The following is a 13,800-nucleotide window of genomic DNA, read 5'->3' on the forward strand; positions in this document are numbered from 1 at the left end:
CGACGTCGTGGGCATCGGGTAGGAATCGGTGCGTGGACGAAAACGCGCTGCGCGAACTCGCCGACGACCGACTCCGCGCGCTGGCCGGCCCCGACGCCGCGCTGCGCGAGGACCAGTGGAGCGCCATCCGCGCGCTGGTGCTGGAGCGCCGCCGCGCGCTGGTGGTGCAGCGCACCGGCTGGGGGAAGTCGGCCGTCTACTTCATCGCCACCGCGCTGCTGCGCGAGCTCGGCGAGGGTCCGACGGTGATCGTTTCGCCGCTGCTCGCCCTGATGCGCAACCAGGTCGACGCGGCCGCGGCCGCCGGGGTGCACGCCGCCACGATCAACTCCGCGAACCCCGACGAGTGGGCCGACATCGAGGAGCAGGTCGCCGCCGGCGAGGTGGACGTGCTGCTGGTCAGCCCGGAGCGGCTGAACAACCCCGACTTCCGCGACACGATCCTGCCCGAGCTCACGCAGACCGCGGGCCTGCTGGTGGTGGACGAGGCGCACTGCATCTCCGACTGGGGCCACGACTTCCGCCCGGACTACCGGCGGCTGCGGACGCTGCTCACGGAGCTGCCGGAGGGCGTCCCGGTGCTGGCGACCACCGCCACCGCGAACGACCGCGTCGTGCAGGACGTCTCCGACCAGCTCGGGGTCGGCGGCGAGTACACCGATCCGCAGGAAACGCTGGTGCTGCGCGGCACGCTGGACCGGGAGAGCCTGCGGCTGGGCGTCGTCCGGTTGCCCTCGGCGGAGGCGCGGCTGGGGTGGCTGGCGAGCCACCTGAAGGAGCTGCCCGGCTCCGGCATCATCTACACGCTGACCGTGGCGGCGACCGATGAGATCGCCGCCTACCTGCGCGATCAGGGCTACGAGGTGGCGTCCTACTCGGGCCGCACCGACCCCGCCGAGCGGCAGCAGGCCGAGGCGGACCTGCTGGCGAACCGGGTCAAGGCGCTGGTCGCCACCTCGGCGCTGGGCATGGGTTTCGACAAGCCCGACCTCGGTTTCGTGGTCCACCTCGGCGCGCCGTCCTCGCCGATCGCCTATTACCAGCAGATCGGCCGCGCCGGTCGCGGCGTGCAGCGGGCCGAGGTGCTGCTGCTGCCCGGGCCGGAGGACCGCGACATCTGGAGCTACTTCGCGTCGCTGGCGTTCCCGCCGGAGCCGACGGTGCGCGCGGTGCTCGACGCGCTGGCGCAGCACGAGCGCATGTCGACGGCCGCGCTGGAGCCGCACGTCGAGCTGGGGCGCACCCGGCTGGAGATGGTGCTGAAGGTGCTGGACGTCGACGGGGCCGTCCGCCGGGTGAAGGGCGGCTGGGAGGCCACCGGCGAGCCGTGGCACTACGACGCCGAGCGCTACGCCCGCATCGCCGCGGAGCGGAAGTCCGAGCAGCAGGCGATGCTCGACTACCTCGGCGCGTCGTCGTGCCGCATGGAGTTCCTCCGGCGGCAGCTCGACGATCCGGCGGCCGAACCCTGCGGCCGCTGCGACAACTGCACCGGTTCCGGCTATTCCGGGGACGTCGACGACCAGGCCGTGGAGCAGGCCGGGGAGCGCCTGCGGCGGCCCGGCGTGGAGGTTTCGCCGCGCAAGATGTGGCCGAGCGGCATGGACGCGCTGGGCGTCCCGGCCTCCGGCAAGCTGCCCGCCGGGGAGCAGGCCACCACGGGCCGGGCGATCGGACGGCTCACCGACATCGGCTGGGGCAACCGGCTGCGTGAACTGCTCGCCACCGGCGCGCCCGACCAGGAACTGCCGGACGACCTGTTCCAGGCCGGGATCAAGGTGCTGGCCGCGTGGGAATGGGCGCAGCGCCCGGTGGGCGTGGTCGCGCTCGGTTCGCGGACGCGCCCCCAGCTGGTGCGCAGCCTGGCGGAGCGGATCGCCACGATCGGCCGGTTGCCGCTGCTCGGCGAGGTGCTGACGAACCCGAACACGACGCCCCGGCGCGCCACGAACAGCGCGCAGCGGGTGGCTTCGCTGTGGCAGCAGTTCAAGGTGCCCGAGGAACTCGCCGCCAAGTTGTCCGCACTGGACGGACCGGTGCTGCTGATGGACGACTACGCCGACACCGGCTGGACCGTCACCGTCGTCAGCCGCCTGCTCCGCCAGGCCGGCGCCCCGGCGGTCCTCCCCTTCACCCTCGCCACCACTTCGTGAGCGGATCCAGACGCTGAGCCGCTGCTCAAGACCCGTGCGTACTTTGTGCTGCCATAGCGGCACAAAGTACGCACGGGCGAGCAGTCCTGCGCTTCAGCTCTGCGCTCGCACCCATCCGGCGACGACCTCGTCCAGGACCGGCAACGGCAGCGGGCCGTTGCCGATCACCACGTCGTGGAAGGCCCTGAGGTCGAATGCCGGACCCAGCTGCGCTTCGGTCCTGGCGCGCAGCCGCTGAATCTCCAGACGGCCGACCAGATAGGACAGCGCCTGCCCCGGATTTTCGATGTACCGGTCGGTTTCCGACTGGATCTCGACCTCCGGCATCACCGTGTTCGCCCGCAGGAAGTCCACCACCTGCCGACGGCTCCAGCCGAAGGTGTGCAGCCCGGTGTCCACCACCAGCCGCGCCGCGCGCATCGAATCCATCGCGAGCATGCCCAGCCGGGCGATGTCGTCCGAGTACAGGCCGGCCTCGTCGGCGAACCGCTCCGCGTACAGGCCCCAGCCCTCCATGAACGCGTTGATCCACGCGGCCCGCCGGATCAGCGGCACCCCGGTCAGCTCCTGCGCGAGGGTGATCTGGAAGTGGTGCCCCGGAACGGCTTCGTGGAACGCCGTCGCCTCGGCCAGGAACCGGGGGCGCTCCTCGGCGCGGTAGGTGTTGGCGTAGTAGATCCCCGGCCTGGAGCCGTCCAGCGGCGCCGGGAGGTACGCGGCCGCGGTCGCACTCGCCTCGCGGTCGGCCGGGACGGCTTCCACCCGGCACCGCTGCGCCGGCTGCCGCCCGAACCACTTCGGTGCCACCTCTTCGGCGCGCCCGATCGCCGCCTGGGCCGCCCCGAGCAGCTCCGCAGCGTCCTGCCAGCGCAGCGCCGGATCGGTGCGCATCCGCTGCTGCACCTCGGCGGCGGTTCGCAGGCCGAATTCCCGCGAACCGATTTCCGCGTATTCCTCGGCAAGTCCTTCGATCGCCGCGAGCCCGGCGCGGTGCAGGTCCTCCGGGGTCCAGTCGACGGTGGTGTGCATCCGGGCCAGTGCCGCGTAAGTCTCCGCCCCGCCCGGCAGCCAGCACAGCCCCGGCTGGTCTTCGGGCCTGCCGTGCGGTCGGATCTCGGTGTGCAGGACGTTGCGATACGCGGCGAACGCCGGCCGGACCGCGTCGGCGAGCAGCCGATCCCGCTCGTCGGCGCTGCGCAGCGGCGCCTGCCGCAACGGATCGCTTTCCGGAGCCGACAGGTAAGCGTCGAGGTGCGCGACCGCATCCCGGACGCGGTGCGCGACCGGCGTCCGCCCCGCCGCCGCGCCGTGGCGGTGCCGATCCGCCGCTTTGGCGAGGAAATCGGGGATCGCGGCGAGCCTGGTCAGGAAGTCCTGTTCCTGCTGCGGCCCGGACGGCCGCACCGCGGGCAGGAGTTCGAGCAGCTTGGCGATCGGCGAGACCAGCAGGTCGTGCATGGTGTGTTCGACCAGCCGCGAACCGAGCCGCGTCGCGACCGCCTCGGCCTGCTGCACCACCACACCGCAGGTGATCCGGTCTTCAGGCGGCGGATCGAGCGAGCGGGCCGCGGCGGCGATGCGCAACGCGCGCTCCCGGATCGCGGATTCCGCTGACTCGTCGAGATCGCCCAGCCGGTGGTCGATTCCCGGTATCCCCTGCAGGAGTTCGTTCAGCGGATCCTCATCCGCCAGGACCTCGATCAGCTCGTCGGCGAGCTCGCGCGCGGTGTTCACCGGACCAGTCTGCCCGACGCGGCAACGCATTTGGCCGAATTCGGCCAACGGGTGCAATTCACCCGAAGTGGGTCACGAAAAGGTGCGAAAGCGAATTAAATGCGGAAAACCGGCTCGGTGCCCTCGAACCGATGCCGAGGGCACCGCAGGAGTCGACGTCAGGAATCGAATCGGCCGGCGCGCACCCCGGCGACGAACGATCTCCATTGACCGCCCGAAACCACGAAGTATCCCGCGGTTCGGTCCTTCGAATCCCGGACGGCCGCGCCGTCACCGAAGCGGCCGACCTCGACGCAGTCGCTCACCTGCGCCGACCGGCTCGACTTCCGCCAACCAACCGGCTGTGCCGTAGTCACGCAATGGCCTCCATCTCGTTCGCACACTTGGCGATGAACCCGATCGATTCTTCGTGATCCATCGCGAACGAGAGCAGGGTAGTGATCGCGTCCAGGTATTCCTGCGCTAGTCCTGGGTTGTAAAGAAAGGCAGCGGACCGGTAGTGCTCCAAGTGGACGATCGGCTGCGCCTTCGGGAATTCGAACACCACGAACGGGCCGACGTGACCGGGATGCCAGGACGTCGAACCGCTCGCCACGACGCGGACTTCGATGTTGGACCATTCCGCCAGTTCCGCGACCTTGCGGAGCTGGTCCGCCATCACGGCGTGCCCACCGATCGGTTCCCGCAGCGCGTTTTCGCTGATGATCGCCGTCAGGTGCGGGCCGTTGCGCGCGGAGAGGATCTCCCGGCGGCCGACGCGCATCAGCACCAGCTTCTCCACCTCGCCGACCGGCCTGCCGCGCATCACGGCGCGCGCGTAGTCGGAGGTCTGCAGCAGCCCGGGAACCAGCCCGGTGGCCACATTGGTGATGCGGGTGGCGGTGCGCTCGAACTCGATCAGCGCGGTCAGCTCCTGCCGCACGCCGGCGCGATCCGCGGTGAGCCAGTTCGGCACGTCGGCGTCGCGCGCCATCTCGACGAGTCGATCACGTTCGGTAGCCGAAACTCCCAGCGCCGTCACGAACGCGGCCACCACTTCCGGCGGCGGCACGGACTTGCCCGTCTCGTACCGCATCAGCTTGACGTGATTGGTGTCGAGCTCCTGTGCCAGCGCGCGGAGGCTCTTGCCGACCAGTTCCCGGGCTTCGCGCAGCTCAGCCCCGAGCGCGCGGGCCTTCGGCGTGCCGCCAGTGGTACGGGTCATGAAACATAGCGAAACAGAATTCGGGTCTGGTAACTACTACCTGTTCAGGTAATTGGCCAGCCGTTTCAGTACCACCAGAATGGTACGTGCGACGACGTCCGATCAGGAGGGCACCGGCCAGCCTCGCAGCCGCCCGGCGCGTCCTCGGTGGTCAGCACCGCGGTCCCGGCGGCGTCGCACCCCCGGAACCGGCTGCCGGACGCGACAAGCGGCGGACGCCTCAGTCGAGTTGGAACAGGCGGTGATCCTGCATGCCTCACCCGTTTCGCTGGCAACCCGGCGATGGGCAGCGCCACGCCACGTTGAAACCCCGGCCCCGCGGCGGTTTTCCGGTAGATGCGCAGATCGAGACGCTGTGCGGCAAGCAGATCGCCGTGGACAACTCCGACGTCGCATGGCTGTGGACGACGTGCCCGGAGTGCAACCGGTTCGCGCACGAGCTGACCGGTACTCCGATCGCGCCCTGTAGTCCAGGTCCTCCCACAGGGTGAATTGGGATCTTCCGTACGGGCGACCCAGACCGTACTGTGTCGTCACCCGTACGAAGCCCGGAGAACAACAGCACATCTCCGGCGCACGGGCGTCCTGCCATGACACCGGAGGATGCGATGGCGCACGAAGCGGCGACGGCCGAGGATTCCCGACTACCCATCCGAACCCTGGTCGCCGCCAGCATCGGCAACGCGGTCGAGTGGTACGACTGGACCATCTACACCGCCTTCAGCGTCTACTTCGCCGCGGCGTTCTTCCCCGGTGAACTCGCGCTGATCAACACGCTGGCCACGTTCGCGCTGGCGTTCTTCTTCCGCCCGCTCGGCGGCTGGCTGCTCGGGCGGTTCGCCGACCTCCGGGGCCGCAAGACGGCGATGCTGGTGACCATTTCGCTGATGGCCGGTGGCTCGCTGATCATCGGCCTGCTGCCGACGTTCGACACGATCGGCTGGGCCGCGGCGATCCTGCTGGTCCTGGCGCGCATCGGGCAGGGCCTCTCGCTCGGCGGCGAGGTGTCCAACGCATCGGCCTACCTGGCGGAGATCGCCCCGGCCGCCAAGCGCGGCCGCTACTCGGCGTTCTTCTACATCTCGACCGGCTCCGCACTGCTCGTCGCCTCGCTGCTCGGCTACGCGCTGACGGCGCTGCTCACCGAGGAGCAGCTCACCGACTTCGGCTGGCGGATCCCGTTCCTGATCGGCGGCGTGCTCGGGCTGCTCGGCATCTGGTTGCGCCGCACGCTCGAGGAGACCGAGCAGTTCGAGGAAAACCGCGCCAAGGCCAAGGCGCTGAAGAATCCGCTGTGGATGACGCTCAAGCACCACCCCAAGGCGGTCGGCCAGCTGGTGGGCTTCAGCATGCTGTCCACGCTCTGCTACTACACGTTCTTCAGCGCGCTGACGCCGTTCGCGGTGAAGACCCGGCACGCCGACGCGACCGACGTGTTCCTGGCGCTGTCGATCGCCACCACGCTGTTCATCGCGCTTCAGTACCCGATGGGCGCGCTGTCGGACCGCATCGGGCGAAAGCCGCAGCTGCTGGTGTGGTCGGCGGCGATCGCGGTCCTCATCGTGCCGCTGTCCACATTGGTCCGCCCCGGGCTGGGCGGCCTGCTCGTGGTGTTCTGCGTGGGAATCGCGTTGTACACCGCGATGACCTCGATCGCTCCGGCGATCATGTCGGAGCTGTTCCCGACCGAGCTGCGCGGCCTGGGCATCGGCGCCTGGTACAACCTCACCGTCGCGATCTTCGGCGGCACCGCCCCGCTGGTGATCCAGACGCTGGCGCGCTACGAGCTGTCGACGATGTTCTTCTGGTACATCGCAATCGCCTCGGCGATCGCGTTCTTCGTGATCCGCACGCTGCCCGAGACCAAGGGCACCGAGCTCCGCTGACCCCGATCGGCCAGACGACGAAGGGCACCTCCGGTCGGAGGTGCCCTTCGCTTAGGAGTGGTTGCAGCTGGTTTGCGTGGCGGTGCGGGTGGCGGAACCTCACCGTCCGCCTGGACTGCGGGAGCCGTGACTTATGTATGACCAATACACGGCGTCACGGCTGTCCTCGCCAGACGAACGCTGAGAACCCGCGGCGGTGCGAGCTGAGTCCCACACCGCATGCGGCTGACGCCGCATCGAAACGACCTCTTCGGGAAAGTCGTCCTCAGCGGAGCGGGACGAGGTCGTCGGCGTGGACCACCTCTCGGCGTTGTTCCGCCGGCAGCTCGTGCGTCGAGCGGCCGATCAGGTCCGGCAGTTCCGCCGCGTCGTAGGCGACCACCCCGCGGCCCACGACCTTGCCCGCCGGGTTGACCAGCTCGACCACGTCGCCGCCGTCGAACGCGCCCTCCACCGCCGTGATGCCCGCGGCCAGCAGGGAACGGCGGCGCTTGACGACCGCCGCCACCGCACCGTCGTCCAACCACAGCCGGCCGTTGGCCCCGGCCGCGTGCGCCAGCCAGAAGCGGCGCGCCGAGAGCCTGCTGCCGGTCGCCGCGAAAGCAGTGCCGACGTCGGCCGGGCCGAGCGCGCGCTCGGCCAGCGCGGCGGAGGTCAGCAGCACCGGAATCCCCGAGGAGCAGGCGACCCTCGCCGCCTCCACCTTCGACGCCATGCCACCGGTGCCCAGCCCGGACGCGCCGGTGCGGCCGGCGTGCACGCCCGCCATGTCCGCGTCGCCGTTGACCTCCCGGATCGCAGAAGCGTCGCCGCGACGCGGATCGCCGTCGTACAGGGCGTCCACATCGGACAGCAGGACCAGCGCGTCGGCGCCCACCAGGTGCGACACCAGCGCGGCAAGCCGGTCGTTGTCGCCGAAGCGGATCTCGTGCGTCGCGACCGTGTCGTTCTCGTTGACCACCGGTACCGCGCCGAGGCCGAGCAGCCGGTCCAAGGTGCGCTGCGCATTGCGGTAGTGACCGCGGCGCACCACGTCGTCCGCGGTCAGCAGCACCTGCCCGACCGTCAGGTCGTAGCGCGAGAAGGACTCCGCGTACGCGTGCGCCAAGGCCTGCTGGCCGACGCTCGCCGCCGCCTGCTGGGTCGCGAGGTCTTTCGGCCTGCGGCTCAACCCCAGCGGCGCGATGCCCGCCGCGATCGCTCCCGATGACACCAGCACCACCTGGCCGCCGGCGGCGACCCGCCGGGCCACGGTGTCGACCAGCGTCGCCAGCCGCTCGGCGTCCAGGCCGCCCTTCGTGGTGGTCAGCGACGACGACCCGACCTTCACCACGACGCGCTGCGCCGCGGCGACCGCCTTCCTGGTCGCCGAGAGCTGATCGCTCACCGGCCGTCCTCCTCCTCGACGTACTGGCCGAACTCGTCCAGCGCGCTGCGGCGCGCCTTCTTCGCCGCCTTGCGGTCGGACGCCGAGATCCGGTCGTCGTGGTCGATGCGCAGGTCGGTGCCCCGTCGGCCGAGCACGCCCGCCACCCCGGCCGGCGTGGACGGCTCCCAGTCGAAGGTCATGTTGCCGATGGTCACCTGGCTGCCGGGCTTCGCGCCCCGCTTGGCCAGGGCCTCCTCGACGCCGAGCTTCGCCAGCCGGTCGGCGAGGAAGCCGATCGCCTCGGTGTTGCCGAAGTCGGTCTGCCGCACCCACCGCTCCGGCTTCTCGCCGCGCACCACGAACGCGTCCTCGAACTGGGGATCGGGTTCGACGGTGAAGTTGCCTGCGTCGACGGCCGCGGGCCGGACCACCACTCGCGCCGGCTCCGGCGGCGGCAGCTGCGCCCGGTAGCGCTCGACCTCGGCGGCCATCGCGAAGCTCAGCTCGCGCAGCCCTTCGCGGGACGCGGTGGACACCTCGAACACCGGCCAGCCGCGCGCCTCCAGGTCCGCCTTGACCAGCTCGGCCAGTTCGCGGGCCTCCGGCACGTCCATCTTGTTGAGCACGACCATCCGGGGGCGGGACTCCAGGTCCTGGCCGCCCTGCTCGGCCTTCAGCGCCGGGGTGTACTGCGCCAGCTCGTTCTCCAGTGCGTCCACATCGGACAGCGGGTCACGGCCGGGTTCGAGCGTGGCGCAGTCCACCACGTGCACCAGGACCGCGCAGCGTTCGATGTGGCGCAGGAAGTCCAGGCCCAGGCCGCGGCCCTCGCTGGCGCCCGGGATCAGCCCCGGCACGTCCGCCACGGTGAACACCGTCTCGCCCGCGGTGACCACGCCGAGGTTGGGCACCAGCGTGGTGAACGGGTAGTCGGCGATCTTCGGCCGCGCCGCGGACAGCACCGAGATCAGCGACGACTTGCCCGCCGACGGGAATCCGACGAGGCCGACGTCGGCGACCGACTTCAGCTCTAGCACCAGGTCGAACTGCTCCCCCGCCTCGCCGAGGAGCGCGAAGCCGGGCGCCTTGCGAGCCTTGGACGCCAGCGCGGCGTTGCCCAGCCCACCGCGGCCGCCTGCGGCGGCGACGAAGGTGGTGCCGATGCCGACGAGGTCCGCCAGCACCTCGCCGTCCTCGGTCATCACCACGGTGCCGTCCGGGACCGACAGGACGAGGTCGCCGCCCTGCGCGCCGTTGCGCATGTTGCCCTGGCCCGGCTTGCCGTTGGCCGCGCGGGCGTTCGGGCGGTAGTGGAAGTCGAGCAGGGTGTGCACGTTGGGATCCACGACGAGCTGGACGTCGCCGCCCTTGCCGCCGTTGCCGCCGTCCGGCCCGCCCAGCGGCTTGAACTTCTCCCGGTGCACCGAGGCGCAGCCATGCCCGCCGTCGCCTGCCGCGACGTGGATGGTCACGCGGTCAACGAACCGCGACACGAATGCCTCCAGGAAACTCCGGCCGAGCCCGGCCCGGCGTAAAACTGTCTGGGGCGTCTCGCGCGTGAACGCGCACGTCACCCACCTCGATGGTGCCGCGCGAGACGCGTTGCTGCCGGGAGGCGTGACCACCCGCACAACGAAAACGACGAGGGGCGGGCCGGACTAGCCGGACCCGCCCCTCGTCGGGAACTACTTCGCAGCCGAGAGCCGGATCAGGCCTCGGCCGGCAGCACGCTGACGGCCTTGCGGCCGCGGTAACGTCCGAACTCGACGGTACCGGCGGACAGCGCGAACAGGGTGTCGTCGTTGCCCCGCCCCACGTTCAGGCCGGGGTGGAACTTGGTGCCCCGCTGACGGATCAGGATCTCGCCGGCCTTGACGACCTGGCCGCCGTAGCGCTTCACCCCGAGGTACTTGGGGTTAGAGTCGCGGCCGTTCCGAGAGCTGGATGCGCCCTTCTTGTGTGCCATGACTACTCAGGTCCTCACTTCGTGATGCCGGTGACCTCAACGCGGGTCAGCTTCTGACGGTGACCCTGGCGCTTGTGGTAGCCGGTCTTGTTCTTGAACTTGTGGATGCGGATCTTGGGGCCCTTGGTCTGCTCGACCAGCTTGCCGGTCACCGACACCTTGGCCAGCGCGTCGGCGTCGGTCGTGACATCGGAGCCATCGACGACCAGAAGCGCCGGGAAACTGACCTCGGAGCCCAGCTCGCCCTCGAGCTTCTCGACCTCGACGACGTCCCCGACAGCCACCTTGTACTGCTTGCCGCCGGTCTTGACGATCGCGTACATGAGTCGGAAGTCTCCTGCTGCTCGGTTTCGCTACTTCACCAGGTCTGCGGCGGACGTCCACCTCGACCGCGTGGGACGAGGATTCCTACCACGCCGCCGGTGCAGCGCCTCGGTGGGTTCCTGTCTCGGCAGCCGAGCCGCGCGGGCGATCGCATTCGAAACAGGCGTTTTATCTCTCCGCCCGTCCGGCGGCGAGAAGTTCTCACCCATCATACAGACCGCTTTCCGGACCCCGATCGACCGGGGGCGCACCGCGGGAGGAACCGGCCACGAGGGCCGATGACGAGCGAGCCGCGACAGCGTACGACCGCCGGAACCGCGTGGTCAAATCCAGCCACGGTCAACGTCTGATCTGCCAAGCTCTGACCTGCGCTTGCTACCGTGAGGCGTTCTTGATCCGAACTGGGGAAACAAAGCGTGACTGACATCGCATCGGAGACCGACCCGGGCGAGCGCGCCACTCCCGAAGCCCCCATTCCAGGCCCGGTGCGGCGGTTCGGCCCCGTGCTGCTCGGCCTGTCGGCGATCGTCCCGCCGCTGATGATGCTTCGGGAAGTGCTGCGCTACCCGCAGATGCACTTCTACGACTACTGGTGGGTGCTGCTCGACCTCACCGACGACGACGGCACGTTGCGCCCGGAGGCGCTGTTCGGGTTCCGCAACGAGCACCCGTTCGTACTGCCCAGCCTGCTGTTCTGGCTCAGCGCCCGGTTCGGGCACGGCCTCAACCAGCCGCTCGGGCTGGTGATCATCGCTTTCGGGGTCGCCAGCGTCCTGCTGGTGTGGGCGATGCTGCCGAAGTCGCTGAACCCGTGGCAGCGGGCCGGGCTGGTGGCGGCCGCCGCCACGCTGGTGTTCAACCCGCACGGCATCCACAACTACGTGCGCTCGATGAGCGGGGCGTCCTGGATTCTCGCGCTGATGCTGGTGCTCGCCGCGCTGCTGGCGATGCAGCGCGAACACCGGGTGCTCGCGATCGTGTTCGGGCTGCTGGCGTCGATCAGCTACGGCACGTCGTTCGCGGTGTGGCCGGCGCTGGCGCTGGTGGCGTGGCTGCGCGGGGACCGCCGCCGCTGGGTCGCGGCACCGCTGGTGGTCGGGTTTCTCGTGGTGGCCTCGTGGCTGGTGCTGCGCGGCCCGCAGGGCGGTGGCGGCGCTTCGCCGACCGACGATCCGGCGCAGGCGCTGCTCGCCGGGCTGAGCATGCTCGGCATGGTGTGGACCGGCACCGAGCCGTCGATCGCGCTGATCGCGGGTGTGGCGGGCCTGGCGGTGCTCGTGCTGCACGTCCGGCAGACCCGCGAGGAGTTCCGCAGCGCCGCGCCGTGGTGGGGGCTGGCGGTCTACGCGGCCGGCTGCGCGGTGATGATCTCCGGCTCGCGGGCCGCGTTCGGCGAGGCCGCCGGGCTGCAGAGCCGGTACAACAGCATGACCGCCGCGCTGTGGATCGCGGTGCTGGTGATCGTGGTCGCCTGGCCGCGCTGGCCGAAGGTCCGCACCGTCGCCGTGGCGGGCACGGTGCTGGCCACCGTGGCGCTCGGCGCTCCCATGGCTCAGAGCGTGCGCTCCGATGCGCCGAACCAGAACCTGCTCGCCATCGCCGCGCGCATCGGCCACCCCGACGCGTTCGAGGACCGGTTCCCCGAACCGGACCGCCTGCTGCCGCGGCTGCAGGCGCTCTGGCACTACCCGTTCTCCGGCGAGTTCACGCTCGGCTGTCCCGACGGCCTGGAGATCGGCGACCGGGTCAGCACCGCGGACTGGCGGATGCCCAGCGACGGCGCGCTGCGCGAGCCGCGCCCGGACGGCCGCGACGTGGTGCTCAACGTGGAGACCGACCAGATCCAGGGCGGGGCCCGGATGCTGAAGGGCTGGGCGATCTCCGGGATCGAGCGGGCCGACTGCGTCGCCGTGCTCGACCAGACCGGCACGGTCATCGGCGGCGGCGTGGTCGACATCCCGCGCTCGGACGCGGAAGCCCAGACGCCCGGCATCGAGATCGGCCTGGGCTTCGAGGCGGTCGCCCCCGCGCAGCCCGGGCCGGTGCGCGTCGCCTTCCACTTCCCCGACGGCTGGTGGATCCGGCCCCTCACGGAAAGTCCGCAGGTCAAGTCATGACGGAAGCCGCACCGGAAGTCGAGGTCTCACTGCTGGCCCCGGCCAAGAACGAACGGGAGAACCTGCCCCGGTTGTTCGCCGAGATCCGCGACGCGATGCAGCAGCAGCCCCGGAGCTGGGAGCTGCTGGTCGTCGACGACGGCAGCACCGACGACAGCTGGCAGGTGATCGCCGAGCAGGCCCGGCAGGATCCCCGGTTCCGCGGCATCCGGTTGCGGCGCAACTTCGGCAAGGCCGCGGCGCTGGCCGCGGGCGTCGCCGAGGTCCGCGGCCGGCTGCTGGTGACGCTGGACGCCGACCTGCAGGACGACCCCGCCGAGATCCCGCGCCTGCTCGCCGAGCTCGACGACGGGGCCGACCTGGTCAGCGGCCACAAGGCGCAGCGGCAGGACCCGCTGGGCAAGCGGCTGCCGTCGAAGGTGTTCAACTGGGTCACCGGGCTGATCACCGGCCTGAAGCTCGCGGACCACAACTGCGGGCTGAAGGCCGCGCGCACCGAGGTCTACCGGCGCGTGCCGCTGTACGGGGAGCTGCACCGCTACATCCCGGCGCTGGCGCACCAGCTGGGCTACCGGGTGCGCGAGCTGGCCGTGCACCACCGGCCGCGGGTGCACGGCAAGTCCAACTACGGGTTCGAGCGGTACGTGCGCGGCGCGCTGGATCTGCTCACGGTCGTCGCGCTCACCCGCTACGGGCGGCGCCCGGCGCACCTCTTCGGCGGGCTGGGGCTGCTGGCCGGGACGATCGGCACGCTGATCCTGCTCTACCTGACCGGGGTGTGGGTGTTCACCGAGCAGTCGATCGGCACCCGCCCGCTGCTGACGCTGGGCATCCTGCTGGAGATCTTCTCAGTGCAGATGATCTCCGTGGGCCTGCTCGCGGAACTGGTGCTGCACCGGACCGGGCGGGACCGGGATGTGGATGTGCTGGTGGCCGAGCAGACGACGACCGAAAGCCCGGCGCAGTCCGCCTGATCGTGTTCGGGTCGCTGTGCGGACTCGTTTCCGGAACTGTTTCGCGCGACGGGGCGCCAGCAGAGGCGGGCCG

The 13,800-nt window shown here is 70.6% G+C and carries 12 protein-coding genes; 5 read left to right on the forward strand and 7 right to left on the reverse strand.

The features are described 5' to 3' along the window. The first annotated feature begins 32 nt into the window (after positions 1-32). On the forward strand, positions 33-2,153 hold the full coding sequence (locus AC07EQ_RS13985; protein WP_478388350.1) for a RecQ family ATP-dependent DNA helicase: 2,121 nt from the start codon (positions 33-35) through the stop codon (positions 2,151-2,153). Between the two features lie 93 nt (positions 2,154-2,246). Here the strand turns inward: AC07EQ_RS13985 and AC07EQ_RS13990 are convergent, their stop codons facing one another. The 3 genes from AC07EQ_RS13990 to AC07EQ_RS14000 form a co-directional block, all read right to left on the reverse strand. Further along, complete coding sequence (locus AC07EQ_RS13990; RefSeq protein ID WP_478388351.1) at positions 2,247-3,887, reverse strand: DUF885 domain-containing protein; 1,641 nt, start codon at positions 3,885-3,887, stop codon at positions 2,247-2,249. A 158-nt stretch (positions 3,888-4,045) separates the two neighbouring features. Next, positions 4,046-4,243: a DUF397 domain-containing protein gene (locus AC07EQ_RS13995; RefSeq protein ID WP_478388352.1), complete on the reverse strand. Its 198-nt coding sequence runs from the start codon at positions 4,241-4,243 to the stop codon at positions 4,046-4,048. Next, on the reverse strand, positions 4,240-5,091 hold the full coding sequence (locus tag AC07EQ_RS14000) for a helix-turn-helix domain-containing protein (protein WP_478388353.1): 852 nt from the start codon (positions 5,089-5,091) through the stop codon (positions 4,240-4,242). The genes AC07EQ_RS13995 and AC07EQ_RS14000 overlap by 4 nt, the downstream gene beginning before the upstream one ends. Positions 5,092-5,342: 251 nt before the next feature. On the opposite strand from AC07EQ_RS14000, the gene AC07EQ_RS14005 reads away from it, so the two are divergent. Further along, positions 5,343-5,582 (forward strand): HC3 family zinc finger protein, encoded by a 240-nt coding sequence (locus tag AC07EQ_RS14005; protein ID WP_478388354.1) that lies wholly within the window; start codon positions 5,343-5,345, stop codon positions 5,580-5,582. A gap of 117 nt (positions 5,583-5,699) precedes the next feature. Further along, entirely contained in the window at positions 5,700-6,977 is a 1,278-nt protein-coding gene (locus AC07EQ_RS14010) for an MFS transporter (RefSeq protein WP_478388355.1), read from the forward strand. Between the two features lie 265 nt (positions 6,978-7,242). Here AC07EQ_RS14010 and proB read toward each other — a convergent pair whose 3' ends face one another. From proB to rplU, 4 genes are all read right to left on the reverse strand, one after another. Beyond that, positions 7,243-8,364, reverse strand: coding sequence for a glutamate 5-kinase (proB, locus tag AC07EQ_RS14015; RefSeq protein WP_478388356.1), 1,122 nt, complete (start codon positions 8,362-8,364; stop codon positions 7,243-7,245). Next, entirely contained in the window at positions 8,361-9,851 is a 1,491-nt protein-coding gene (gene obgE, locus AC07EQ_RS14020; protein ID WP_478388496.1) for a GTPase ObgE, read from the reverse strand. The genes proB and obgE overlap by 4 nt, the downstream gene beginning before the upstream one ends. A 203-nt stretch (positions 9,852-10,054) precedes the next feature. Further along, positions 10,055-10,312, reverse strand: a complete 258-nt coding sequence (gene rpmA, locus AC07EQ_RS14025) for a 50S ribosomal protein L27 (protein WP_132489159.1) — start codon at positions 10,310-10,312, stop codon at positions 10,055-10,057. 14 nt (positions 10,313-10,326) lie between these two features. Continuing rightward, a complete protein-coding gene (rplU, locus tag AC07EQ_RS14030; RefSeq protein ID WP_093278869.1) occupies positions 10,327-10,635 on the reverse strand; it encodes a 50S ribosomal protein L21 in 309 nt (102 codons plus the stop codon). Positions 10,636-11,052: 417 nt separating this feature from the next. Here rplU and AC07EQ_RS14035 point away from each other — a divergent pair, with 417 nt between their 5' ends. Both AC07EQ_RS14035 and AC07EQ_RS14040 read left to right on the forward strand, forming a co-directional pair. Then, positions 11,053-12,753 carry a hypothetical protein gene (locus AC07EQ_RS14035; RefSeq protein WP_478388357.1) on the forward strand — a complete coding sequence of 567 codons (1,701 nt, stop codon included), beginning with the start codon at positions 11,053-11,055 and terminating at the stop codon, positions 12,751-12,753. Beyond that, positions 12,750-13,727 (forward strand): glycosyltransferase family 2 protein, encoded by a 978-nt coding sequence (locus AC07EQ_RS14040; RefSeq protein WP_478388358.1) that lies wholly within the window; start codon positions 12,750-12,752, stop codon positions 13,725-13,727. Before AC07EQ_RS14035 ends, AC07EQ_RS14040 begins: the two co-directional genes overlap by 4 nt. Positions 13,728-13,800: the final 73 nt, after the last annotated feature.

The sequence above is a fragment of the Saccharopolyspora sp. NPDC045839 genome (assembly GCF_056431645.1).

Coding starts and splice junctions, on each gene's coding strand:
- rpmA (WP_132489159.1), bottom strand. CDS start 10,312: ATGGCACACAAGAAGGGCGCATCCAGCTCTCGGAACGGCCGCGACTCT.
- AC07EQ_RS14005 (WP_478388354.1), top strand. CDS start 5,343: ATGCCTCACCCGTTTCGCTGGCAACCCGGCGATGGGCAGCGCCACGCC.
- AC07EQ_RS14040 (WP_478388358.1), top strand. CDS start 12,750: ATGACGGAAGCCGCACCGGAAGTCGAGGTCTCACTGCTGGCCCCGGCC.
- AC07EQ_RS14010 (WP_478388355.1), top strand. CDS start 5,700: ATGGCGCACGAAGCGGCGACGGCCGAGGATTCCCGACTACCCATCCGA.
- AC07EQ_RS14000 (WP_478388353.1), bottom strand. CDS start 5,091: ATGACCCGTACCACTGGCGGCACGCCGAAGGCCCGCGCGCTCGGGGCT.
- rplU (WP_093278869.1), bottom strand. CDS start 10,635: ATGTACGCGATCGTCAAGACCGGCGGCAAGCAGTACAAGGTGGCTGTC.